Origin of the sequence: Pseudonocardia sp. MH-G8 (assembly GCF_002262885.1) — a bacterium.
In the GTDB taxonomy this organism is placed as follows: domain Bacteria; phylum Actinomycetota; class Actinomycetes; order Mycobacteriales; family Pseudonocardiaceae; genus Pseudonocardia.
Genome location: NZ_NKYF01000009.1, coordinates 256,378 through 279,348 on the forward strand (window position 1 = coordinate 256,378; position 22,971 = coordinate 279,348).

General features: G+C 74.1%; 23 protein-coding genes, 3 pseudogenes and 1 riboswitch. Of the genes and pseudogenes, 18 read left to right on the plus strand and 8 right to left on the minus strand.

Annotated elements, in window-relative coordinates:
- The first annotated feature begins 3 nt into the window (after nt 1-3).
- The 4 genes from CFP66_RS22275 to CFP66_RS22290 all read left to right on the plus strand — a co-directional run bounded on the left by CFP66_RS22275 (nt 4) and on the right by CFP66_RS22290 (nt 3,579).
- Nucleotides 4-678 carry a hypothetical protein gene (locus CFP66_RS22275; protein ID WP_094927055.1) on the plus strand — a complete coding sequence of 225 codons (675 nt, stop codon included), beginning with the start codon at nt 4-6 and terminating at the stop codon, nt 676-678.
- Nucleotides 679-717: 39 nt separating this feature from the next.
- Nucleotides 718-831: riboswitch (TPP riboswitch) on the plus strand.
- Nucleotides 823-1,863: an ABC transporter substrate-binding protein gene (locus tag CFP66_RS22280; RefSeq protein ID WP_094927133.1), complete on the plus strand. Its 1,041-nt coding sequence runs from the start codon at nt 823-825 to the stop codon at nt 1,861-1,863. Its footprint overlaps the riboswitch before it by 9 nt.
- 131 nt (nt 1,864-1,994) lie before the next feature.
- Nucleotides 1,995-2,720: an ABC transporter permease gene (locus tag CFP66_RS22285; RefSeq protein WP_233159614.1), complete on the plus strand. Its 726-nt coding sequence runs from the start codon at nt 1,995-1,997 to the stop codon at nt 2,718-2,720.
- Between the two features lie 7 nt (nt 2,721-2,727).
- Nucleotides 2,728-3,579, plus strand: coding sequence for an ABC transporter ATP-binding protein (locus CFP66_RS22290; protein WP_094927057.1), 852 nt, complete (start codon nt 2,728-2,730; stop codon nt 3,577-3,579).
- Here CFP66_RS22290 and CFP66_RS22295 read toward each other — a convergent pair.
- Nucleotides 3,534-4,334 carry a tetratricopeptide repeat protein gene (locus tag CFP66_RS22295; RefSeq protein ID WP_158228170.1) on the minus strand — a complete coding sequence of 267 codons (801 nt, stop codon included), beginning with the start codon at nt 4,332-4,334 and terminating at the stop codon, nt 3,534-3,536. The two genes, CFP66_RS22290 and CFP66_RS22295, sit on opposite strands and share 46 nt — an antisense overlap.
- 153 nt (nt 4,335-4,487) lie before the next feature.
- Here CFP66_RS22295 and CFP66_RS22300 point away from each other — a divergent pair, with 153 nt between their 5' ends.
- Nucleotides 4,488-4,724, plus strand: a complete 237-nt coding sequence (locus CFP66_RS22300; RefSeq protein WP_143517335.1) for a toxin — start codon at nt 4,488-4,490, stop codon at nt 4,722-4,724.
- Here the strand turns inward: CFP66_RS22300 and CFP66_RS22305 are convergent.
- Nucleotides 4,714-5,727: a LacI family DNA-binding transcriptional regulator gene (locus CFP66_RS22305; RefSeq protein WP_094927060.1), complete on the minus strand. Its 1,014-nt coding sequence runs from the start codon at nt 5,725-5,727 to the stop codon at nt 4,714-4,716. The two genes, CFP66_RS22300 and CFP66_RS22305, sit on opposite strands and share 11 nt — an antisense overlap.
- Before the next feature lie 261 nt (nt 5,728-5,988).
- Between CFP66_RS22305 and CFP66_RS22310 the strand changes: the two are divergent.
- The 7 genes and pseudogenes from CFP66_RS22310 to CFP66_RS22340 all read left to right on the plus strand — a co-directional run.
- Nucleotides 5,989-6,348 (plus strand): annotated as a pseudogene (locus tag CFP66_RS22310) (FAD-dependent oxidoreductase); the annotation flags it as partial.
- The gene (locus CFP66_RS22315; RefSeq protein WP_143517336.1) at nt 6,291-6,644 is read left to right on the plus strand and encodes a hypothetical protein; all 354 of its coding nucleotides are present in this window, start codon (nt 6,291-6,293) and stop codon (nt 6,642-6,644) included. The pseudogene CFP66_RS22310 and the gene CFP66_RS22315, both read left to right, overlap by 58 nt.
- Before the next feature lie 48 nt (nt 6,645-6,692).
- A complete protein-coding gene (locus tag CFP66_RS22320) occupies nt 6,693-7,658 on the plus strand; it encodes a formylglycine-generating enzyme family protein (RefSeq protein ID WP_094927063.1) in 966 nt (321 codons plus the stop codon).
- A 198-nt stretch (nt 7,659-7,856) separates the two neighbouring features.
- Nucleotides 7,857-8,204, plus strand: coding sequence for an L-rhamnose mutarotase (locus CFP66_RS22325; protein WP_094927064.1), 348 nt, complete (start codon nt 7,857-7,859; stop codon nt 8,202-8,204).
- Nucleotides 8,201-9,358 carry an L-rhamnose isomerase gene (gene rhaI / locus CFP66_RS22330; RefSeq protein WP_233159615.1) on the plus strand — a complete coding sequence of 386 codons (1,158 nt, stop codon included), beginning with the start codon at nt 8,201-8,203 and terminating at the stop codon, nt 9,356-9,358. The genes CFP66_RS22325 and rhaI overlap by 4 nt, the downstream gene beginning before the upstream one ends.
- A 94-nt stretch (nt 9,359-9,452) precedes the next feature.
- On the plus strand, nt 9,453-11,489 hold the full coding sequence (locus CFP66_RS22335; RefSeq protein WP_094927066.1) for a bifunctional aldolase/short-chain dehydrogenase: 2,037 nt from the start codon (nt 9,453-9,455) through the stop codon (nt 11,487-11,489).
- A 25-nt stretch (nt 11,490-11,514) separates the two neighbouring features.
- Nucleotides 11,515-12,975 carry a rhamnulokinase family protein gene (locus tag CFP66_RS22340; RefSeq protein WP_094927067.1) on the plus strand — a complete coding sequence of 487 codons (1,461 nt, stop codon included), beginning with the start codon at nt 11,515-11,517 and terminating at the stop codon, nt 12,973-12,975.
- Nucleotides 12,976-13,243: 268 nt separating this feature from the next.
- Here CFP66_RS22340 and CFP66_RS22345 read toward each other — a convergent pair whose 3' ends face one another.
- The gene (locus tag CFP66_RS22345; protein WP_094927134.1) at nt 13,244-14,200 is read right to left on the minus strand and encodes an aminoglycoside phosphotransferase; all 957 of its coding nucleotides are present in this window, start codon (nt 14,198-14,200) and stop codon (nt 13,244-13,246) included.
- A gap of 108 nt (nt 14,201-14,308) precedes the next feature.
- Here CFP66_RS22345 and CFP66_RS22350 point away from each other — a divergent pair, with 108 nt between their 5' ends.
- From CFP66_RS22350 to CFP66_RS22360, 3 genes are all read left to right on the plus strand, one after another.
- On the plus strand, nt 14,309-15,493 hold the full coding sequence (locus CFP66_RS22350; RefSeq protein WP_094927068.1) for an acyl-CoA dehydrogenase family protein: 1,185 nt from the start codon (nt 14,309-14,311) through the stop codon (nt 15,491-15,493).
- The gene (locus CFP66_RS22355; RefSeq protein WP_094927069.1) at nt 15,486-16,598 is read left to right on the plus strand and encodes an acyl-CoA dehydrogenase family protein; all 1,113 of its coding nucleotides are present in this window, start codon (nt 15,486-15,488) and stop codon (nt 16,596-16,598) included. The genes CFP66_RS22350 and CFP66_RS22355 overlap by 8 nt, the downstream gene beginning before the upstream one ends.
- A 104-nt stretch (nt 16,599-16,702) precedes the next feature.
- A complete protein-coding gene (locus CFP66_RS22360) occupies nt 16,703-17,890 on the plus strand; it encodes an ABC transporter ATP-binding protein (RefSeq protein ID WP_094927070.1) in 1,188 nt (395 codons plus the stop codon).
- Here CFP66_RS22360 and CFP66_RS49295 read toward each other — a convergent pair.
- A pseudogene (locus CFP66_RS49295) lies at nt 17,850-18,938 on the minus strand (molybdopterin cofactor-binding domain-containing protein); the annotation flags it as partial. The gene CFP66_RS22360 and the pseudogene CFP66_RS49295 overlap by 41 nt on opposite strands.
- A pseudogene (locus tag CFP66_RS49300) lies at nt 18,872-19,132 on the minus strand ((2Fe-2S)-binding protein); the annotation flags it as partial. The pseudogenes CFP66_RS49295 and CFP66_RS49300, both read right to left, overlap by 67 nt.
- A 218-nt stretch (nt 19,133-19,350) precedes the next feature.
- Here CFP66_RS49300 and CFP66_RS22375 point away from each other — a divergent pair.
- Nucleotides 19,351-20,253: an ABC transporter substrate-binding protein gene (locus CFP66_RS22375; RefSeq protein ID WP_094927071.1), complete on the plus strand. Its 903-nt coding sequence runs from the start codon at nt 19,351-19,353 to the stop codon at nt 20,251-20,253.
- Here CFP66_RS22375 and CFP66_RS22380 read toward each other — a convergent pair.
- From CFP66_RS22380 to CFP66_RS22390, 3 genes are read right to left on the minus strand one after another with little or no spacing between them, the layout of a single operon-like run.
- The gene (locus CFP66_RS22380; RefSeq protein WP_094927072.1) at nt 20,213-20,665 is read right to left on the minus strand and encodes a hypothetical protein; all 453 of its coding nucleotides are present in this window, start codon (nt 20,663-20,665) and stop codon (nt 20,213-20,215) included. The genes CFP66_RS22375 and CFP66_RS22380 overlap by 41 nt on opposite strands.
- Nucleotides 20,652-21,248, minus strand: a complete 597-nt coding sequence (locus tag CFP66_RS22385; RefSeq protein WP_158228171.1) for a TetR/AcrR family transcriptional regulator — start codon at nt 21,246-21,248, stop codon at nt 20,652-20,654. Before CFP66_RS22385 ends, CFP66_RS22380 begins: the two co-directional genes overlap by 14 nt.
- Before the next feature lie 33 nt (nt 21,249-21,281).
- Nucleotides 21,282-21,755: an Lrp/AsnC family transcriptional regulator gene (locus tag CFP66_RS22390; protein ID WP_094927074.1), complete on the minus strand. Its 474-nt coding sequence runs from the start codon at nt 21,753-21,755 to the stop codon at nt 21,282-21,284.
- Between the two features lie 59 nt (nt 21,756-21,814).
- Here CFP66_RS22390 and CFP66_RS22395 point away from each other — a divergent pair, with 59 nt between their 5' ends.
- Nucleotides 21,815-22,237, plus strand: coding sequence for a DUF2000 family protein (locus CFP66_RS22395; RefSeq protein WP_158228172.1), 423 nt, complete (start codon nt 21,815-21,817; stop codon nt 22,235-22,237).
- On the plus strand, nt 22,234-22,842 hold the full coding sequence (locus CFP66_RS22400) for a LysE family translocator (protein WP_094927076.1): 609 nt from the start codon (nt 22,234-22,236) through the stop codon (nt 22,840-22,842). The genes CFP66_RS22395 and CFP66_RS22400 overlap by 4 nt, the downstream gene beginning before the upstream one ends.
- The last annotated feature ends 129 nt before the right edge of the window (nt 22,843-22,971 follow it).

Genomic DNA, 22,971 nt, shown 5'->3' on the forward strand with positions numbered 1-22,971 from the left:
ACCATGCCGCGACAGCTCGTCTCCGCCACGTTCGCCGCGATCGCGCGGCGGCGTGCCGCTCGTGCCTTCCACCCACGTGGGGAGCTCTTCGACGCGAACATCGAGCTCGCCGACCGTGCGTCCGCCGTCGCCACCGCGCTCGGCGGCACCGGGGAGCGCCGCGCGCTCGTGCGGCTGTCCAAGGGGGCGGGTACCCCCGGCAGGCTTCCGGACCTGCTCGGCGTCGCCGTCCGCGTCGAGCTGGGCGGCCACGTGCTCGACGTGCTGTTCACCAGCGGCCGTCGGCTGCTCGGCCCGTCCACCGGCTGGGGCAGGCGGCCGTACACGACGCTGCTGCCCTACGCCGCTGCCGGCAACCGGGTGGTGCTCGGGCTCGAGCCGGAGGAGCCGCAGCGGTCCGGAGGTGCCGATCCGGACGCCGTGCGGGGGGCGCTGCCGCTGGCGTTCACCCTCACCGAGCACCGGCGCGGCCGCCCACCGAGCCCGATCGGCCGGCTCGTGCTGGAGTCGGTGCACCGCGGCGACCCCGTCGCGTTCGATCCCACCCGCAACACCCACCCGGACCTGCAGCCCGCGCCGCCACTGCGGCGGCTGCGCGCCTGGGCGTACGCCGGCTCCCGACGGGGCCGCGGCGCGCAGGCGCAGGCGCTGCACCGCGCGCCGGGCCGGGACGGGTGAGCGCGCGTGCCGTGGCCCCGGCGGCGGCACGTATCCTCGGACCCGACCCACGGGAGCTCCGCGTTCCGGAGCTGAGAGGGCGGCAGGACCGGCCGCCGACCGTTCGCACCTGACCCGGTTAGTACCGGCGTAGGGAGGAACTCGGTGGCACCCGTACGCGCATCCCGGATCCTGGCCGCTCTCGGGGCGGTGGTGGCGCTCCTGCTCACCGGCTGCGGCGCAGGCCAGGGCGGCTCCGGCGGGGGCGAGACGATCCGCATCGCCCTGGACTGGACGCCCAACACGAACCACACGGGCCTCTACGTGGCCCAGCAGCAGGGCTGGTTCCGCGAAGCGGGGCTGGACGTGCAGTTCCTGCCCTACAACAACACCTCGCCGGACACCCTCGTGTCCTCCGGCGCCGCCGAGTTCGGCATCAGCTTCCAGGACTCGTTCACGTTCTCGAAGGCGGCGGGCGCCGACATCACCTCCGTGATGGCGGTGCTGCAGCACTGGGCCACGCAGATCGCGGTGCGGGCCGACCGGGCCGACATCACCTCCCCGCGCGACCTCGACGGCATGACCTACGGCGGGTTCGGCACCGCCTACGAGGAGCCGAAGATGCGCGCCGTGATCCAGGACGCGGGCGGAACGGGCACCTTCGACACGGTGGTGCTCGGCACCGCGGCCTACGAGGCGCTGTACGCGGGCGAGGTCGACTTCACCGAGCCGTTCATCGCGTGGGAGGGCATCGAGGCGGAGCTGCGCGGGCAGCCGTTGAAGACCTTCTCCTACGCCGACTACGGATTCCCGGACGCCTACAACGTCCTGCTGATCGCCAACACCCCCTGGATGCAGGCCAACCCGGAGGTCGCGAGCCGGTTCGTGCAGGCCGCCCAGCGCGGCTACCAGCTCGCCGCCGACGACCCCGCGCAGGGCGCCCAGCTGCTCATGGACGCCAACCCCGGCGCGTTCTCCGAGCCCGAGCTCGTCCACCGCAGCCAGGAGATGCTCGCCGCGGAGTACCTGCGCGACGAGCGCGGCGTCGTCGGCACGCAGACCGTGGACATGTGGTCGGGCTACTCCGGCTGGGTGTTCGACTCCGGCGTGCTGACCGGGCCGGACGGGGCGCCGCTCGCGCAGCGGCCGGACTTCTCGACGTGGTTCACCAACGACCACCTCGCCGGCGCCGGGGCGGCGTCCTGAACGCCGGGACCGACGTGGTCCGCGGCACGCGTGCTCCGAGGGCGCGCCTCGCGCCTGCCCGGACCTCGACCCGCGGGGGAGGGGGCCGCGACCCGCGGGTGTGGGGGCGGGTACTGCCGCCGCTGGTGCTCGTGACGCTCGGCCTCCTCGGCTGGCAGTGGTACGTGACGGCGGCGGGCGTGCGCCCGCAGGTGCTGCCCTCGCCGCTGCGCGTCCTGGAGCAGGGTTGGGCCTACCGCGAGCAGATCTGGGCGAACACGGTGCCGACGCTGCAGGTCACCGCGGTCGGCTTCGGTGTCTCGCTGGCACTGGGCTGGACGCTCGCGATCGCCGTGGACTTCTCGCCGTGGCTGCGCCGCGCGCTCACCCCGCTCCTCGTCGCCTCGCAGACGCTGCCGATCATCGCGATCGCCCCGCTACTGATCATCTGGTTCGGCTTCGGCCTGCTGCCGAAGGTCGTGGTGATCGCGCTGGTGACGTTCTTCCCGATCGCGGTGGGCCTGATCGAGGGCTTCGCCGCCACCGACCGCCAGGCCACCGACCTGCTGCGCAGCATGGGCGCCTCCCGCTGGGAACAGTTCCGCTACGTGCGCCTGCCGGGTGCGCTGCCGCAGTTCTTCACCGCGCTGCGCATCGGCATCACCTACGCCGTCACGGGGGCGATCTTCGCCGAGTACGTCGGCGCGACGGCCGGGCTCGGGATCTTCATGAGCCTGCAGAAGAACTCCTTCCGCACCGACCTCGTACTCGCCGCCGTGCTGGTCACCGCATTGCTGTCGGTGACGCTGTTCCTGCTGACCTACGCCGTGCAGCGGCTCGTGATCCCCTGGTACCGGGCGGAGCGCGCCGATGGGTAGGAGCGGGATGCACGAGAGCAAGCTGCAGCTCGACGACCTGCACAAGGCCTTCCCCGGCCCGCTCCCGGTGCTCGACGGCGTGGCGTTCGACGTGGCGCCGGGGGAGTTCGTCTCGGTGATCGGGCCGAGCGGGTGCGGGAAGTCCACGTTGTTCAACGTGATCGCCGGCCTGGAGCGGCCGGACGCGGGCCGGGTGGTGGTCGACGGGGAGGACGCCACCGGCCGCGTCGACCCCTTCGCCTACATGCCCCAGCGCGACCTGCTGTTCCCGTGGCGCACCGTCCTGGACAACACGACGCTCGGCCTGGAGGTGGCCGGGATGTCGCGCCGTGACGCCCGGAGCCGGGCCCGTGCGCTGTTCGCCCCGTTCGGTCTCGCCGGGTTCGAGTCGTCCCGGCCGCACGAGCTGTCGGGCGGCATGCGGCAGCGGGCCGCCCTGCTGCGCACCGTCGTGCAGGATCGGGCCGTGCTGCTGCTGGACGAGCCGTTCGGCGCCTTGGACTCGCTCACCCGCACCGACATGCAGACCTGGCTCGAGGAGGTGCGTGCCCGGTTCGGGTGGACCGTCCTGCTGATCACCCACGACATCCGCGAGGCCGTCTTCCTCTCCGACCGGGTCCTGGTGCTGGGCCCGCGCCCGACCCGGGTGCGCCGGGAGGTGGCGGTGGACCTGCCTCGTCCCCGCGGCGTCGAGCTGATCACCTCGGTGCGTTTCGCGGAACTGGAGGCCGCATTGCTCGCCGCATTGCGCGGCGAATCCGAGTCGATTTCTACGGGGTCCGTGGACGCGCCGCGAGAACGTGGTTCCGCGGATCAGGCGGAAAGCGGCTCGGCAACTGAGGAACGGGACGACCGGTAGGCATCCGCCATGTCCTCGCGCAGCGCGACGGTCTCCGGGTGCTCGTGCCCGAGCAGCGCGGCCGCATCGTCGGTGGCCCGCTGGAACGCCGCGACGGCCTCCGCCGTGCGCCCGAGGGACGCGAGGCATCCGGCCGCGTTGGCGCGCAGCGCGATGGTGTGCTCGTGCTGCGCGCCCAGTGCCCGTTCCGCGTCGTGCAGGGCCGCGCCCAGCAGGGTGAGGGCCGACTCGACATCCCCCGCCGCAGCGCGGGCGAGCGCCATCCCCATCCGCGAGACGAGGGTGTCGGGGTGCGTCGGACCGAGCACGCGGCGACGCTCGGCGGTGACCCGCCCGGACAGCGACAGGGCCTCGTCGACGTCGTCGACCAGGCGGTACGCCGTAGCCAACGCATCGGCGGCGGTGAGCGTGCGCGGGTCGTCCTCGCCGAGCACCCGCACGCGGTCCGACAGGTTGGCGATCATCAGCTCCAGCCCGCGCCGCCACTGGCCCGCGCTCACGCAGGTCGCGCCGAGGTTGCCGGCCACCGTCAACGTGGCCGGGTGGTCGGGCCCGAGCGTGCCGATGCAGCCCGCGAGCGCGTCCTCGAAGTGGCGGACGGCCTCGGCGGGACGCCCCGCGGCGCAGTGGGACGCACCGGCGGCGTTGTCCTCGGCGAGCGCGGCGACGTCCTCGCGACGCGGCGCGACCACACCGCGGGCGCGGGTCTCGCGCGACCACCACACCACCGTCATCACCTCCGTCGAAATCGCCATCGACGCTACGTGAGCCCCGTCGAGCACGTCGATCTCGATCACGGCGGCAACGGCGCTTTGTGACGCAGATCCGCGCGCATTTCCCATTCGATCCGGAAATTGTCACGGCCGGTGCGTGGACGATGACAAGCGGTGGTCCGTACGATGCGCAACGTGCGTGTGACCCGCAGCGCCCGCAAGCACGGCATCGCGGCCGAGGACATCAGCCGGGTGCTGACCGCGCCGCTGCGCACCGTGGTGCAGGGTGGCGAGCGCGGCACGGTCGAGCTGCACATCGGGCTCACGCCGGAACGCGACCTGCTCGAGGTCGTGGTCGCACCCGGCAACCCGGTGATCGTCCTGCACGCGATGCGGCTGAGCCCGTCGAACTACCGCTACCTCACCGGTTAGCGGGGGTGTTTGGGCGCAGGCGGGTCGATGCCCGCACCACCAGCTCCGGCGCGAACACCACCTGCTGGTGGTCGTGGTTCCCGGTGCCGCGGGCCTCGTCGAGCAGCAGTTCTGCCGCGGTGCGTCCGAGCAGCTGGCGGGGCTGGCTCACCGATGTCAGCGGCACGGCCGCGGCCTCGGCGAACTCGATGTCGTCGTAGCCCACGATCGCGAGGTCGTCCGGGACGCGGAGGCCGAGCCGCACCATCTGCTGCAGCAGCCCGAGGGCGAGCAGGTCGTTGGCGCAGAAGGCGGCCGTGGGGCGTCGGGCGGCCGGCATGCCGGCGATCCGCTCGCCCGCCCGCCGGCCCTCCGCGACGTTCAGCGCCGCAGTCTCGACCACCACGAGCTCGGCGCCGGGCGTGCGCGCGGCGGCCGTCTCCGCGCCGCTGATCCGGTCGGTGACCTGCCCGATCGCGCGGGGCCCGCCGACGAAGGCGATGCGACGGTGCCCCGTCTCGAGCAGGTGGGTGACGGCGAGGTCGCCGCCGAGCACGTCGTCGACGGCGACCGAGCAGTGGCCCGGACCGGCGCCGCGGTCCACGACGACGACCGGGGTGCCGCGGCGGGAGAGGGCGGCGATCCGCGGATCGCCCGCGTCGACGGGCGTGATCAGCACCCCCTCGACCCGCTGCTGCTCCAGCAGGTCGAGGAAGCCGGCCTGGCGGGTGGGGTCCTCGGCGCTGTTGCACAGGAACAGCGCGAGGCCCACGGCGTCGGCGGCCTCCTGCACCCCCTCGGCCACGTCGGTGAAGAAGGGGTTGGACGTGTCGAGCACGACGTAGGCCAGTGTGCGGCTGCCGCCGCCGCGCAGTTGCCGGGCCGACTCGTTGCGGACGAAGCCCATCGCTTCGATCGTGGCCAGCACCCGTTGCCGCGTACGTTCGCTCACCAGCTCCGGCCGGTTGAGGACGTTGGAGACCGTGCCGAGCGAGACGCCGGCCTGCAGCGCGACGTCCTTCATGCTCGGGGTGCCCCGAGGTGTGGTTCCCGCCGTCACGAGATCCTCCTCAACGGGCCGCACGACCTGCCGGAGGATATCGGCGCCGCGGATCGGGCGCTGATCACGACACGCTCTCCCCGCTCGCTGCAGCCTCGGCGCCCTCCTCGGCGGCCTTGAAACGTATCAAACCACTTTCGCGGGGTCGCCGGGCCCACCCCTTCCCGGCCGAGACCGACACCGACGACAGCGCGGCGGCGAAGGCGCGGTTCCACGCGGGGCTCGCCGGGCGCGGAGCGCGTCCTCCTGCTCGGTGCCGGTCCCACGGGGCTCGAGTTCGCCGGGCAGATCGCTGCGAGGTGGCCGGACGAGCACGTGACCGTCCTCGACCCCGCGCAGGAGCTGCTCCCGCGCTTTCCCGACGAGTTCCGGGCCGGGGTGCACCACCAGCTGGACGAGCTGGGCGTCGAGCTGCTGCTGGGAACGGGCCTGTCCGAGCCGCCGGCGACCGCCGCCGGTGAGCGGTCCCGGTTCCGAACCACCACCACGCCGTCGTCGCCGACATCTGGTTCCGCTGCTTCGGGGGGGTGCCCGCCACCGGGTACCTCGCGGGCGCTCGCCTGGCGAACGGGCACCTGGAGGTGACCCCGCAGCTGCGCGTGCGCGGGCAGGACCGCGTCTTCGCCGTCGGGGACATCGGCGCGGTCGGGGAGGCCGCGACGGCCGGCAAGCACGCGGCGGTCGTGGCCGCGAACACCCGCCCGCTCATCGCGGGCGGACCGGCGCCTGCCGTTCACGACGTGGCCCGCCGGCGATCGCCCTGCCGCTCGGCCCGAAGGCCGGCTCCCGAACTCGGTGTCCTCGAGGCCGCGGCGACGTCGGAGATCGAGGGCACCTCACTGACGGTCGAGCGGTACCGCGAGATCTCCGACCTCGGGTAGCGCAGGCACGGCCGTACGGCGTCCCGGGCCCGGAACTACCGTGGGGGCGTGGAGTCCGTGTCATCGTCCTCGTGCTGCCCGCCGTCGCGCGGCAGCGTCGGCCCGTCCGTCACCGAGCGGCCTGCGGTGCCCGGCCCCGGTGCGGGCGTCCCGGCGGACGGCTTCGTCGTCCTGCCCGGCGGCGTGTTCGCGATGGGCAGCGAGGACCGCGACGCGGTGGCGGGTGACGGCGAGGGTCCGGTGGCCCCGGTGCAGGTTTCACCGTTCGCGATCGCGACCCGTGCGGTGTCCACCGACGAGTTCGCGGCGTTCGTGGACGACACCGGCTACGTCACCGAGGCCGAGCGGTTCGGCTGGTCGTTCGTCTTCGCAGGCTTCCTGCCCGGAGCGCTGCGCGGGGCGTCGCCGCGGCCGGAGGGAACCCCCTGGTGGTGCGGCGTGCAGGGGGCCTGGTGGAAGCACCCGGAGGGGCCTGGCTCGGACCTCGACGGGCGCGGCGACCACCCGGTCGTCCACGTCTCCTGGCACGACGCCGACGCCTACGCGCGGTGGGCGGGCGGCCGCCTGCCGACCGAGGCGGAGTGGGAGTACGCCGCGCGCGGTGGCCTGTCCGGGGCGCGGTTCCCCTGGGGCGACGAGCTGACGCCCGGCGGCGAGCACCGCTGCAACATCTGGCAGGGCCGGTTCCCCACGCGCAACACCGCCGAGGACGGTTTCGCCGGCACCGCGCCGGTCGACGCGTTCGCCCCGAACGGGTACGGCCTCTACAACGTCTCGGGCAACGTCTGGGAGTGGTGCGCGGACTGGTGGACCACCGACCACGCCCGTGCTCCGGGCGGTGAGCCGGTCACGGACCCCCGTGGCCCGGACCGCGGCACGGCGAAGCTGATGCGCGGCGGCTCGTACCTGTGCCACGACTCGTACTGCAACCGCTACCGCGTGGCCGCGCGAACCAGCAACTCGCCCGACAGCTCCTCGGGCAACCAGGGCTTCCGCATCGCCCGCGACGCCTGAAGCCGCTCGCGCACCGACTTCCGCACTCAGGCACCGACTGCCGCGCTCACGCACCGACTGCAGTCGGTGCGCCGACGCAGAAGTCGGTGTGCGGCCGGGTGGTTGCGGCCCGTTGACGCTCCCGGCGCTGCCCCCTAGGGTGGATTGAAAGGTTTCATTCCCGGCCGCCACCGCTTCGCCGACGGGGGATCGACGTCCGTGCGCTACTGCTTCCTGCTCCAGGTCCGCCCCGACCGGATCGACGAGTACCGCCGTCGCCACGCCGCGGTGTGGCCGGACATGCTCGCCGCCCTGCGGGACGCCGGGTGGCGGAACTACTCGCTGCACCTTCGTGCGGACGGCCTGCTGGTGGGGTACGTCGAGAGCGACGACCTCGACGCCGCCCAGCGCGCGATGGCCGCCACCGAGGTCAACGCGCGGTGGCAGGCCGAGATGGCCCCGTTCTTCGTCGACCTCGACGGTCGGCGCCCGGATGAGGGCTTCGCGGTCCTCGAAGAGGTCTTCCACCTGGAGGACCAGCTGTCCCGATCGGAGAGCCACACGTGACTGACGTCCGGGCCGCGCTGCGGCAGCAACGGATCGAGACCCCGTCGTGGGCCTACGCCAACTCGGGCACCCGGTTCAAGGTGTTCGCGCAGGCCGGCGTGCCCCGCACCCCGGAGGAGAAGATCGCCGACGCCGCGGTGGTGCACCGGCTCACCGGGGTTGCGCCCGCGGTGGCCCTGCACATCCCGTGGGACCGGGTCGAGGACTACGGCGCGCTCGCGAAGTACGCCGCCGACCAGGGCGTCGACGTCGGCGCGATCAACTCCAACGTCTTCCAGGACGACGACTACAAGCTCGGCTCGGTGACCAACCCGGACGCGGGCGTGCGCCGCAAGGCCACCGACCACCTGCTCGAGTGCGTCGACATCATGGACGCCACCGGCTCGCGGGATCTCAAGCTGTGGTTCTCCGACGGCACCAACTACCCCGGCCAGGACTCGATCCGGGCCCGGCAGGACCGGCTGGCCGAGGCGCTGCGCGAGGTGTACGACCGGCTCGGGGACGACCAGCGGATGCTGCTCGAGTACAAGCTCTTCGAGCCGGCGTTCTACACCACCGACGTGCCCGACTGGGGCACGTCGTTCGCCCACTGCGTCGAGCTGGGCCCGAAGGCAGGAGTGTGCATCGACACCGGCCACCACGCCCCGGGCACCAACATCGAGTTCATCGTGGCGTTCCTGCTGCGGGCCGGGAAGCTCGGCGCGTTCGACTTCAACTCGCGCTTCTACGCCGACGACGACCTCATGGTCGGCGCCGCCGACCCGTTCCAGCTGTTCCGGATCATGCACGAGATCGTGTCCGCCGACGCGCTCGCGCCCGAGGCGGGCATCGCCTTCATGCTCGACCAGTGCCACAACATCGAGGCGAAGATCCCCGCGATCGTGCGTTCGGTGATGAACGTGCAGGAGGCCACGGCGAAGGCGCTGCTCATCGACACGGACGCCCTGGCTGCCGCGCAGCGGGCCGGTGACGTGCTCGACGCCAACGCGGTCCTGATGGACGCCTACAACACCGACGTCCGCCCCCTGCTGCGCGAGCTGCGCGAGGAGATGGGCCTGGACCCGGACCCGATCGCCGCGTACAAGCGCTCCGGCTACCAGGAGCGCATCGTGGCGGAGCGCGTCGGCGGCGAACAGGCCGGCTGGGGCGCGTAGGCCTGCGGCCCCGGACGTTCAGGAAAGCCACATTCCTGAACGTGCAGGGCAGGAAAGTGGCTTTCCTGAACCACACCGACCCCCGGAAGGGATCATGACCCACCCCACCGTCTCCGAGCTCATCGCCCGGAGCAACCGGCTCGGCGCCGACCCGACCACCACCAACTACGCGGGCGGCAACACGTCGGCGAAGGGCTCCGAGACCGACCCGGTCACCGGGGCGCCGGTCGAGCTGTTGTGGGTCAAGGGCTCCGGTGGCGACCTCGGCACGCTCACCGGGAAGGGCCTGGCCGTGCTGCGGCTGGACCGGATGCGGGCGCTGGTGGACGTCTACCCGGGCGTCGAGCGCGAAGACGAGATGGTCGCCGCCTTCGACTACTGCCTGCACGGCAAGGGCGGCGCGGCGCCGTCGATCGACACGGCCATGCACGGGCTGGTGGACGCCGACCACGTCGACCACCTGCACCCCGACGCCGGCATCGCGATCGCCACGGCGGCCGACGGCGAGGCGCTCACCAAGGAGGTCTTCGGCGACCGCGTGGTGTGGGTGCCCTGGCGGCGCCCCGGCTTCCAGCTCGGGCTGGACATCGCGGCGGTGAAGGCGGCCAACCCGCAGGCCGTCGGCGTGATCCTCGGCGGGCACGGCATCACCGCGTGGGGTGCCACCAGCGAGGAGTGCGAGCGGAACTCGATGGAGATCATCCGCGCCGCACAGGCCTACCTCGACTCCCGGGGCGCGGCGGAGCCGTTCGGCCCGCTGCGCCCCGGCTACGAACCCCTGCCCGAGGACGAGCGCCGGGCCCGCGCCGCCGCGCTCGCCCCCGTCGTCCGGGGGCTCGCCTCCACCGACCGCCGCCAGGTCGGGCACTTCACCGACGCGGACGTCGTGCTGGACTTCCTGGCCCGCGAGAAGCTGGAGCCGCTCGCCGCGCTCGGCACGAGCTGCCCGGACCACTTCCTGCGCACCAAGGTCGCACCCCTCGTGCTCGACCTGCCGGCCACGGCCCCGCTGGAGGACGTCGTCGCGCGGCTGCGCGAGCTGCACGCCGCCTACCGCGAGGACTACCGCGCCTACTACGAGCGCCACGCCATGCCGGACTCCCCGGCGATGCGCGGCGCCGACCCGGCGATCGTGCTCGTGCCCGGCGTCGGCATGTTCAGCTTCGGCGCGAACAAGCAGACGGCGCGCGTGGCCGGCGAGTTCTACGTCAACGCGATCAACGTGATGCGCGGTGCCGAGGCCGTGTCGACCTACGCGCCGATCCCGGAGTCGGAGAAGTTCCGCATCGAGTACTGGGCCCTCGAGGAGGCCAAGCTCGCGCGGATGCCGAAGCCCAAGCCGCTGGCCGGGCGGATCGCGCTCGTCACCGGCGGCGGGTCGGGCATCGGCAAGGCCATCGCGCAGCGCCTCGCGGCCGAGGGCGCGTGCGTCGCCGTGGCCGACCGGGACGCCGACGCCGCGGCCGCCGTCGCCGCCGAGCTCGGGTCGACCGACGTGGCCGTGCCGGTCACCGTGGACGTCACCGACTCCGCCGCCGTGGCCGCCGCCGTGGACGCCGCGGCGCTCGCGTTCGGCGGCGTCGACCTCGTCGTCAACAACGCGGGGCTCTCGATCTCGAAGCCGCTGCTGGAGACCACCGACGCCGACTGGGACCTCCAGCACGACGTCATGGCGAAGGGGTCGTTCCTGGTCTCTCGCGCCGCCGCGAAGGCGATGGTGGCGCAGGGCATGGGCGGCGACATCGTCTACATCGCCAGCAAGAACGGCGTGTTCGCGGGCCCCAACAATGTGGCCTACGGCGCGGCGAAGGCCGACCAGGCCCACCAGGTGCGGCTGCTGGCCGCGGAGCTGGGCGAGCACGGCATCCGCGTCAACGGCGTCAACCCGGACGGCGTGGTGCGCGGCTCCGGGATCTTCGCGGGCGGCTGGGGCGCCAAGCGGGCCGCCGTCTACGGCGTGCCGGAGGAGGAGCTGGGCGCGTTCTACGCCCAGCGCACCCTGCTCAAGCGGGAGGTGCTGCCCGAGCACGTGGCCGCCGCGGTCTTCGCGATCACCGGCGGCGACCTCACCCACACCACCGGCCTGCACGTCCCGGTCGACGCCGGCGTGGCGGCCGCCTTCCTGCGCTGACCCACGGCCGACGAAGGAGGATCGGATGACCGCGGGTGTTCGGGTTGCGGCGGTGGACCTCGGGGCGTCCAGCGGCCGGGTGATGGCCGCCGAAATCGGCCCCGACCGGCTGGAGCTCACCGAGGCCGCGCGGTTCCCCAACGGACCGGTCCGGCTGCGCGACACCCTGCACTGGGACGTCCTCGCGCTCTACCGCGGCCTGCTGGACGGGCTGCGCGCCGCCGGTCCCGCGCTCGACGCGGTGGGCATCGACTCGTGGGGCGTCGACTTCGGTCTGCTCGACCGCACAGGCGCCCTGCTCGGCAACGTCGTGCACCACCGCGACGCCCGCACCGACGGTGTGGCGCAGCGGCTGGGCGAGACGTTCCCGCCGGCGCAGCTGTACGGGGCCACCGGCGTGCAGGTGATGCCGATCAACACGATCTACCAGCTGGTGGCGGCGGCCGGCACCCCGCAGCTGGCCGCGGCCACCGACCTGCTCCTGCTCCCCGACCTGCTCGGCTACTGGCTCACCGGCAACCGGCGGGCGGAGGTGACCAACGCATCCACCACGGGCCTGCTCGACGTCCGCGAGCGGGGCTGGGCGGTCGAGGTCATGCGCCGCGCCGGCATCGAGCCGGGGCTGTTCGCGCCGCTCGTCGAACCGGGGGAGCGGACCGGGGAGCTCGCGGCGCACGTCCTGGCCGACACCGGGCTGTCCGGGCCCGTCCCGGTGATTGCGGTCGGGTCGCACGACACGGCGTCGGCGGTGGTCGGGGTGCCCGCGGAGGGGGAGCGGTTCGCGTTCATATCCTGCGGCACCTGGTCGCTCGTCGGCGTGGAGCTGGACGCGCCGGTGCTCACCGAGGCGAGCCGGGCGGCGAACTTCTCCAACGAGCTCGGCGTCGACGCCACGGTTCGCTACCTGCGCAACGTGATGGGCCTGTGGCTGCTGCAGGAGTGCCTGCGCGCCTGGTCCGGCGCCGACCTGCTCCCGCTGCTCGACGAGGCTGCGCGCTCTCCCGCGTTCGCCGCGGTGGTCGACGCGGGCGACCCGGCGTTCCTCGCGCCGGGCGACATGCCCGAGCGGATCGCGGCCGCGTGCCGCCGCACCGGCCAGGAGCCCCCGCGCGACCGCGGCGCCACGGTGCGGTGCGTGCTCGACAGCCTCGCCCTCGCCCACCGCCGCACGATCCGCGAGGCCGTCGCGTTGTCGGGCCGCGACGTCGACGTCGTCCACGTCGTCGGCGGCGGCGCGCGCAACGCCCTGCTCTGCCGGCTCACGGCCGACGCCTGCGGCCTGCCGGTCGTGGCGGGGCCGGTGGAGGCCACGGCGCTGGGCAACGTCCTGGTGCAGGCCCGCGCCCTCGGCGCGGTCGACGGCGGCCTGCCCGAGATGCGCGCCCTGCTGCGCGCCACCCAGTCACTGACGCGCTACGAGCCGCGGGGTGACGACCGCGCCTGGGCGGCGGCGGAGCAGCGGCTGGGGCAGCCGGCCCCCGCCTGAGCGCGCTCGCACACCGACTTCGTGCCTCACGCACCGACTGCAGTCGGTGTGGGAGCGCAGATGTCGGTGTGCGACCGCCGTGATCGATGCGAGGCGCACGGAGGCGTCGGCGGACCGGCCGCGGTGTGCTGCTCGGACCGATCTCGCTCGCACACCGACTTTGTGCCTCACGCACCGACTGCAGTCGGTGTGCGAGCACTGAAATCGGTGTGTCAGCTGCTGGGGAAGTGCGGCCATACGGTCGGGGGCGTGCCGTTCGCCAGGTGGATCAGAGCTCGAGCGGCGGGCCCGCGCGCCAGTGGTCGATCGCCGGCGTCACGCCGTCCCGCAGCCCGGGCAGCTCACGGGCCATCGGCAGGCAGGCGATCAGCTGGAGCATCCGCGCCGTCTCCATGACCTGCAGCAACCGCTCGTCCAGGGGGCGCAGGCCCCGCTCCGTGGCCGCCGCGTCGTAGACCGCCCGGGCCGCGTCGTCGGCGTAGACCATGTCCCACTCGACGGGGCCGCGCGTGACGTGCTCGAAGTCGGAGGCGAGCGGCCCGTCCGGCGTGACGATGAGGTTGTAGGTCGGGGCGTCACCGTGCACGGGCTGCACGGAGCGGCCGGGGAAGGTCGCGGCGAAGACGCCGGGATCGGTCAGCGGCTCGATCAGCGTCCACTCGGCCCGTGCCCGGTCCAGGTCGGCGGGGGCGAGCAGGTCCGGCCGGGACTCCAGCTGGGCGAGGCCGTCGGGCACCGAGGCGTCCAGCGGCATGAGGAAGCGCAGCTCGCCGGGGTGGTCGCGCAGCGCCGCGTGCAGCTGCGCGGCGAGCCGGAGGCGCTCCGGTTCGTCCAGACCGGTGGTGGACTCGCCCGGGACCTGCTCCACGTACTGCCAGAACGTCATCGAGTACCCGTCGTGGCGCACCGGCTCCGCGGGCACCAGCGGGCTCGGCGGGACGACCGGGTGCCCCTGTGCGGCCAGCCAGCCCGCGGCGGCGAGCTCACGGCGTTGCTGGTCGGCCTGCGTGACGGGGTCGGCGGCCACCGTGCGGGGCAGCACGGTCGGCACGCGCACCACGACCGGGGCCGGGCGCAGGTGCACGACCACCGAGAACACGTCGTACAGGGCGTGCGGCTCGGTCACGGTGAGCCCGAGGGCGCGGCCGGCCTCCGCGGCGGCGGTGACGGCGCGCTCCTTGCGGGCCCGCACGTCGTCGGCCCCGATCTCGTCGCAGATCGGCATCGCCGGATCGTCCCATGTGTCCGCCTGTGCACCGAGACCGGTGACCGGCACCGCGCGATCGGTTACGGTCAGCGTTGACCGCCAGTGGAGTGCCGGCACGGAGGTGTCATGGACGACGACCGCGCCAGGGTCGAGGAGGCCGCCCGGAAGGTCGTGGAGTCCCACGACCCCCGTTCGCTGCCCACGAGCGAGTTCCTGGGCGCATGCTTCGATGCCGGCCTGTCCTGGGTGCACTTCCCGGAGGGCCTCGGCGGCCTCGGGGTGTCGCGGGGGCTGCAGGCCGGCGCCGACGCGATCCTGCAGGAGGCGGGCGGGCCGAACCCGTTCTCGCTCAACCCGATCGGTCACGGGATGGCCGCGGCCACCGTGCTCGAGCACGGCTCCCCGGAGCTGGCACGCGACCTGCTCCGGCCGCTCGCGACCACCGAGCACATCTGGTGCCAGCTGTTCTCCGAACCCGGGGCCGGGTCCGACCTCGCCGGGCTCGCGACCTCCGCGGTCCGGGACGGCGACGAGTGGGTCGTCAACGGGCAGAAGGTGTGGACGAGCCTCGCGCACCGCGCCCGCTACGCCCTGCTGCTCGCGCGCAGCGACCCCGACCAGCCCAAGCACAAGGGGCTCACCTACTTCGTGCTCGACATGCAGGCCCCGGGCGTCGAGACCCGGCCGCTGCGGCAGATGACCGGGCAGGCCGAGTTCAACGAGGTCTACCTCTCCGACGCCCGCATCCCCGACTCCCACCGCCTCGGCGAGGTCGGCAACGGGTGGCGGGTCGCGATGACCACCCTGATGAACGAGCGCTCCGCGATCGGCGGGTCGTCGTCCGTGCGCGGCGCGGGCACGATCGCCGAGGCGGTGGAGCTGTGGGCCCGCTACCCGCAGCGGCACACCCCGGTGCTGCGCGACCGCCTCGCCGTGCTGTGGACGCGCGCGGAGGCGCAGCGGCTCACCGACGAGCGCGCGCGGCGCTCGGCCACCACGGGTTCGCCGGGTCCGGAGGGCTCCATCGCGAAGCTCGTCAACGCCGAGCTCAACCAGCAGGTCTACGAGTTCTGCATGGAGCTGATCGGGCCCGAGGCCACGCTCTACGGCGACTACACCCAGCGCGAGATCACGCGGATGGAGGACTACCGCGGGCCGGTGCAGCAGCGGTTCCTGCGCGCCCGCGCCAACACGATCGAAGGGGGCACCTCGGAGGTGCTGCGCAACATCCTCGGCGAACGGATCCTCGGCCTGCCCGGCGACCTGCGTGCCGACGCCGGCAAGCCGTGGAAGGAGATCCCCCGTGGCTGAGTACCTGTTCTCGGAGGAGCAGCACGACCTGCGAAACGCCGTCCGGCAGTTCTGCGCCGACCGGTTCGACGAGGCCTCCGTGCGGCGGCTGATGGACAGCGACACGGGGCACGACCCCGCGCTGTGGGCGCGGCTGGGCGGCGAGCTGGGCGTGCTCGGGCTGGCGGTGCCCGAGGACCGCGGCGGCGCGGGCGGCGGGATCGTCGACCAGGCGATCGTCGCGGAGGAGTTCGGTGCGGCGCTCGTGCCCGGCCCGGTGCTGGGCACGGTCGGCCTCGCGATCCCCGCGCTCGTCGCGGCCGGGGGCGAGGAGCTGCTCCCCGCACTCGTGGCGGGGGAGCGCACGGGGGCGCTCGCCGTGCCCGCCGACGCCCTGACCGCCGCGGATCCCACCGTCACCGCCGACGGCCACCGGCTCACCGGCGAGGTCGCCCAGGTGGTCGACGGCGGGGCCGATGTGCTGCTGGTGCCCGCGCGCACCCCGGACGGCCTCGCGCTCTACGCCACCGACGGCGGCGAGCGCACCCCGCTGTCCACCCTGGACCGCACCCGGCGCCAGGCCCGGGTCCGCTTCGACGCCACACCGGCGCGCCTGCTCGCCACCGGCGCCGATGCGGAGCGCGCCGTCACGGTCGCGCTGCACGTCGGGGGCGCGTTGCTCGCAGCCGAGCAGGTGGGCGGGGCGCAGCGGATGCTCGACCTCACCGTCGCCTACGCGGGCACCCGGCTGCAGTTCGGCCGCCCGATCGGTTCCTTCCAGGCGGTCAAGCACCGGTGTGCGGACCTGCTCGTGCTCGTCGAGCACGCCCGCTCCACCGCCCAGCACGCGGCGTGGGCGCTGCAGGACGGGAGCGACGAGGCCGAGCTCGCCGTCGCGATCGCGCAAGCCACCTGCTCGGAGGCCTACCAGCGGGTCACGTCCGACGCCGTGCAGCTGCACGGCGGTATCGGGTTCACCTGGGAGCACCCGGCGCACCTGTACTTCAAGCGCGCCGTGAGCGACGCCGCCCTGCTCGGCAGCGCTGCGGCGCACCGCGAGCGGATCGCCGCGCGGGTGCTCGACGGGGCGGTGGCAACGGGATCGCCTGTGGTGGCGAGCGGCTGAGCTTGCGGAGCGGAGGCCGTCAAGCGGTTATCAGGCCTCTGACCTGCGATCTTGCCTTCCAAAGCGGATGACACGGCCAGGGCCGGTGGCTAGCGTTTCCCCTCGTGGACGCCGGGGAGCAGCGCACGGGGCTCGAGGACGTCACCGTGACCTACGGTGGCGAGCCCGCGCTGCGCGGCGTCACGCTGCTGACCCGTCCCGGCGAGGTGCTGGCGGTCGTCGGGCCGTCGGGCAGCGGCAAGACCACCGCGCTGCGGGCCGTCGCCGGGTTGCAGGCGGTGCGGTGCGGGCGGGTGCTGGTCGCCGGGCGGGACGTCACGGGCGTCGCCGTGGCGCAGCGCGACGTCGCGATGGTCTTCCGCGAGGGCACGCTGGTGCCGTTCCTCGACGTGGCCGCGAACCTCACCCGCTCGGCCGGCGCGTTCGGGGTGGCTCCACCGCAGGCCGCCCAGCGGGTGGCCGCCCGCAGCCGGTTGCTCGGGCTGGTCCGGCTGTTGCCGCGGCTGCCCCGCACCCTGTCGGCGGGCGAGAACGGGATGGCCGGGATCGGCCGCACGCTGGTGCGCACACCGCGGGCGTTCCTGTTCGACGAGCCGCTCGCGCACCTCGACGCCGCCGAGCGCTCGCGCATCCGGCGCAGGATCGTCGACGCCGTGCGCACCACGGGCGTCGGCGCGCTCTACGTCACGCACGACCAGGCCGAGGCGATGGCCGTCGGCGACCGCCTCGCGGTGCTGCACGACGGCCGCATCCACCAGCTCGACCGGCCCCGCCAGGTGTACCGGGCTCCGGCCGACGTGTTCGTCGCCGAGTTCGTCGGCGGGCCGGGCCTGGGACTGCTGCCGGCGCGGCTGGTCGCGTCCGGCGGCACCGCGGCGTTCCAGGTGGGCGAGCGCACGATCCCGCTGTGGGGCCCGGTGCCGGCCGGGCTCGCCGGTCACGTCGGCGAGCCGGTGTTGCTCGGCCTGCGCGGCGAGGACGTGGCCGAGGCCGGCCCGGACGCCGACCCGGCCTCGGTGGCGCTGCCGGTGGTGGTGCGCCGCGTGGAGCGGCCGGGCCATGACGCCGTGGTGAGCGCCGAGGTCGCCCTGCCGGGGGAGGCAGACGGTGCCCACGTGGTCGCGCGCCGGCAGCACCCGCCTGAGGGCCGGGGCGCGGGCCGAGCTGCTGCTCGACGCTCGCCGCGCCCACGTGTTCGACCCGGTCACCGGGCGGGCGTTGCAGCACCCGGACCAGCGCGCGACGCCCTGATCATCGGGCGGGCAGGGCGTCCAGCAGCTTGTCCAGCGTGATCGGCAGATCCCGGACGCGCACTCCGGTGGCGTGGTGCACGGCGTTCGACACCGCGGCCGCGGTGCCGACGATCCCGTGGGCCTGCACGTCGCCGACATCGGCGTCGACGACCACGTGGTACTCGGCGAGGTCGTGGTTGACGACGTGCCCGAACCGGGGGTCGAGCACGCTCTCCTCCTCCAACGCCATCGACAGGCCCATCGTCATGCCGCCGAGGAACTGCGAGCGGGCGGTGCGCGGGTTGACGACGCGCCCGGCGTCGAACACGCCGAGTACCCGCGGCGCGCGGATCTCGCCGGTGTCGACGTGCACCCGCGCCTCGACGAACTGGGCGCCGAAGGCGAACATCGCCCACTGCTCGGCCTCGGGGTTCGGCCCCGAGGAGGCGTCGATCTCGTCGCCGTCGTCGGGCTCGGCGCCGAACTTCTCGCGGAACGCCCGCGCGGCCGCGACGAGGGCCGAGCCCCAGCTCGACGTCCCCGACGACCCTCCCGCCACCGAGGCCGTGGGGTGGTCGGTGTCGCCGATCAGCACGTCGACGTCCTCGCTCGGCACGCCGAGGGCGTCGGCGATGATCTGGGGCAGCACGGTCCAGGCGCCGGTGCCCAGGTCGGCGGCGCCGATCCGGGCGACGTAGCGCCCCCGCTCGAACCGGATCACCGCGCTGGAGGGCTGCCGCATCGCCGGGTAGATCGAGGACGCGACGCCGGTGCCGACGAGCCAGTCGCCCTTCCGGTGCCCGCCCGGGCGCGGGTCGCGGCCGGCCCACCCGAATCGTTCGGCGCCCTCGCGCAGGCACTCGACCAGGCGCCGCGAGGAGAACGGGTTGCCCGACTCCGGGTCGACGTCGGGCTCGTTGCGGATCCGCAGCTCGACGGGGTCGATGCCCAGCTGGCAGGCCAGCTCGTCCATCGCGACCTCGGGCGCGAACATCCCCGGGCACTCGCCCGGCGCGCGCATCCAGGACGGCACGGGCACGTCGGGTGCAGCGCACCGTCGGGCGCGAGCCCGTCGGCCGTGGTGATCTCGTGGCCGTCCCGGGCGACCGCCAGCGTGAGGCAGGACAGCACGCGCCTGCCGTCGAGCAGCACCGTGCACGCCCCGCACTGGCCGTGGTCGCAGCCCTTCTTCGGGCTGATCACCCCCAGCCGCTCGCGCAGCGCGTCGAGCAGGGTGGTGCGGGTGTCGACGGTGACCTGTCGCGGTGCGCCGTCGACGTGCAGGGTGACGTGGGCGTCCATGGGAGACCTGTTCCCGGCCTTCGGGATGCCACACGTCGGAGGGCGCGCATCTCCGGTGTGAGCCCGCGTCGCGGGCGTGATCATCGGTTTGGTGCACCGGCGGCGACATTCTGCCGGTATTGCGCCGGTCCGCTGATCATGACGTCTCAGAGGCTGTGATCCTCGCCGGCAGGTGCGGCGAGTCTGTGCGCCCGGGCTGACGCGCCTACGCTCGGCCCGTGCGGATCGCCTCCCTGCTCCCGGCGGCCACCGAGATCGTCACCGCCCTCGGCCGCGCCGACGACCTGGTGGCCGTGACCTACGAGTGCGACGCCGACGCCCGCCTGCGCGCGGCCGTGGTCGTGGACACCGCGTTGCCGGCAGGGTTGGAGCCCGCCGCGATCGATGCGGCCGTCCGTGAGCGCGTGGCGCGGGGCCTGCCGATGTACGAGTTGGACCGGGCCGCCCTCGCCGGCCTGGCGCCCGAGCTGATCCTCACCCAGGACCTGTGCCGCGTCTGCGCGCTGCCCGCGGGCAGCGTCACCGACGCGCTCGACGCGATCGGTTGCGCGGCCGACGTGCTCTCGGTGGACCCGCACACCGTGGACGAGGTGCTCGCCGCGATCGTCGCGATCGGGGAGCGGGCGGGTGCGTCGGGGGAGGCCGAGGCGCTGGTGGCGCGGCTGCGCGCCCGGCTGGCGGCGGTGGCGGGTGCGGTGGCGGGCCGCCCGCGTCCGCGTGTGCTGGTGTTGGAGTGGGTCGACCCGCCGTTCCTCGCCGGGCACTGGGTGCCAGAGCTGGTGCGCCGCGCGGGCGGGGAGCCGATCGGCGGGGTGGACGGCGGGCGCAGCACGTCGGCGGAATGGGCACAGCTGACGGCGCTGCCGGTGGACGCGGTCCTCGTGGCGCCCTGCGGATACGGCCTCGACGACGCCGTGGCGCAGGCCGCCGCCGTGCGCGAGCGCTTCCCCGGCGTCGCGGTGTTCGCCGTCGACGCCGACTCCTACGTCGTGCGCGCGGGGCCGCGGCTCGTCGACGGGATCGAGGCGATCGCGTGGGCGCTGCACCCCGGCGCGGTGCCGGCGCCCCCGCTGGGGCGGATCAGCCGGTGTGCGCCGGCGTGGGGGAGCGGGGCGAGGTGAACCAGCCCGCGTAGGTCAGCACCAGGCCGACGACGGCCAGCGCGGCGAAGAACACGCGCGCCGCGGTCGTGGCGGACGGCGAGAGCATCGTGGCGTCGACACCCGCCTGGACGGTGGTCGGGGCGGCGATCAGCAGGAACCCGCGCAGCGCGACGAACCAGCCGAAGAGCGAGACCGTGACCGCGAGCGGGCCGCGCCAGCTGCGGTGACCCCCGATGATGACGAGTCCGCCGCCGAGCATCAGGGCACCCAGCATCAGGGTCAGGGTCGGCTCGGAGAACAGGTCGGTGACCAGGCCGTTCAGCTCGGGCAGACGGATCGCGTAGACGGTGGTGAAGACGGCGACGTAGGGCCCCAGGACGCGGGCGAACGCCCTGGTGCGCAGCTGCGCGTCGACGCTAGCGGCTCGCATCTCCTCGTTCTCCTTCCGGCCGGTAACCGGCCTGGGCCAGCACGGCGCGCAGGTACTGCTCGACGTCGGCGGGTGTGCAGGTGTCGGGGCGGCTGACGAGGTGCTGCCAGACCGCGCCGGTGAGCAGGTCCAGGAGGACGCCCGCGTCGGTATCGGGGGGCAGCTCGCCGCGCTCGCGGGCGCGTTCCAGGACGTCGCGGCGAGCCCGGTCGCGGTGCTGCCCGAAGCGGTCCTGGTGGGTCCGCGCGAGCTCGGGCTCGTGGTCGACCGCGGCGTAGAGGCGACGCAGCAGGCGGCGCTGGCGCGTGTCGGACAGCGCGTGCGCCCAGCCGGCCAGCAAGTGCTCGATGTCGCGGATGTGCGGCGCGGCCGGGGGATCTCCGTACGCGGCCTCGATCGTGGCGGTCAGCAGGCGTGTCTTGTCCGGGTAGCGCCGGTAGACGGTGGCCCGGGTGACGCCGGCGCGCCGGGCCACCTGCTCGATGGTCGTGGCCTCGACGCCGCGCTCGATCAGCAGCTCCAGGCCGGCGGCCAGGATGGCGGCGTCGGCCTCCTGGCTGCGGGGGCGACCGGGGGTGGGCACGTCAATACGATACAGCACAGCTCTGTATTCAAATTACGGGAGCGGTCGGACCGGTGACACCAACGGCCGGTCGAAGATCAGGTGCGTCTGGGCGTGGCCGATCTCCGGGCGGGTGGTGAGGTGGTCGACGATCAGTCGGTGCAGGTGCGCGCTGTCGGTGACCGCGACGTGCAGGAAGAAGTCGTCCGGCCCGGAGACCGTGTAGAAGGCGAGGGTCTCCGGCAGTGCCAGCACGGCCGCGGTGAGCGACTCCACCAGTTCCCGGCGGTGGGGCCGCAGCTGGATCGCGATGAAGGCGTGCAGGCCGCGGCCGACGGCTGCGGGGTCCACCACCGCGCGGACGGCGGTGATCACGCCGAGCGCACGCAGCCGGCGCACCCTCTCGTGGCAGGAGGACGTCGGCAGCCCGACCCGGGCCGCGAGCTCCTTGTTGGTGACGGACGCGTCGTCCTGCAACTGCTGCAGGATCCGCCAGTCCGCCGGATCGAGTTGCACGTCACGAGGCATGTTCCGGACGATATCCGGAGTCGGTTGCGAGGAGGCGGACGATCCCCGAGATTCGTGGGGTGCCTCCCCGCTGCGTCCTCGTCCTCGACCCCGCCGCTCCCCGCTGGCTGATCGCCAACGCCTCCGCCGTCCTCGGCGCCTCCGCGGGCGCCGCCGGTGCCGCCGCGCTCGGACCCGACCTGACCGACGCCTCGGGCACCAGGTGGGCGGGCATCGCCGAGATCGTCGTGCCCGTGCTGGCCGCGGCGCCGGCCGAGCTCGCTGCGCTCCGGACGGCCGCTGCGGAGGCCGGCGTCACCGCGCTGGCCTTCCCGGACCTCGCGCAGGCCTCGCCAACCTACGCGGCGTTCGCCGAGGCGGTGACCCGCACGCCGACCGACGGGATCGGGCTGCACGCGGTGGCGCTGCTCGGGCCGGGCAACGCCGTCCGCAGGCTCACCCGGCACCTGTCCGCCCTGGCCGACCCGGTGCCGGTCCCGTGAGCATCGAGCGCTGGACGGCGTTCGTCGGCGTGCTGCTGGTGATCCTCTGCACGCCCGGCCCGGACTTCGCGGTCGTGCTGCGCCACTCCCTGGAGCATCCGCGGCGCGGGGCCCGTGCCGCGGCGGGGATCGTCACGGGGCTGGCCGGGCACACGGCGGCCGCGGCCCTCGGCCTCTCCGCGGTGCTGGCGGCCCGGCCCGACGTGCTCACCGCGATCCGCCTGGCGGGCGCCGCCTACCTCGCGTGGCTCGGCGTGCAGGCGTTGCGTGCCGCGTTCCGGCGCGCACCCGCGGCGGCCGCGCAGCGGGCCCGCATCCCGCACCCGTACCGCGACGGGCTCGCCACGAACCTGCTCAACCCCAAAGCCCTGCTCTTCTTCCTCGGGTTGATCCCGCAGTTCGTCGTCCCGGGTCCGGCCATGACCGCGCAGTTGCTCCTCCTGGCCGCCACCACGGTGGTCGGGTCGGTGCTGTGGTGGGCGACGGTGATCCTCGTGGCCGCGCGGGGCAGGGCCGCGCTCGCCTGCTCGCGGGTGCGCCGCGGGGTCGACGGCGCGACCGGCGGTGCGCTGCTGGCCGTGGCGCTCACCGTCGCGCGGGGTTGAACCGGGCGACGCCGCTCCCGACGAGGCGGATGCAACGCCGCCGTCGGGACGTACGCCGTGGTCAGACATGAGTGGCGTGCGCATCCGCTGGGTATGCATGAGTCATGCATGACATAGGCACGGCTCGGC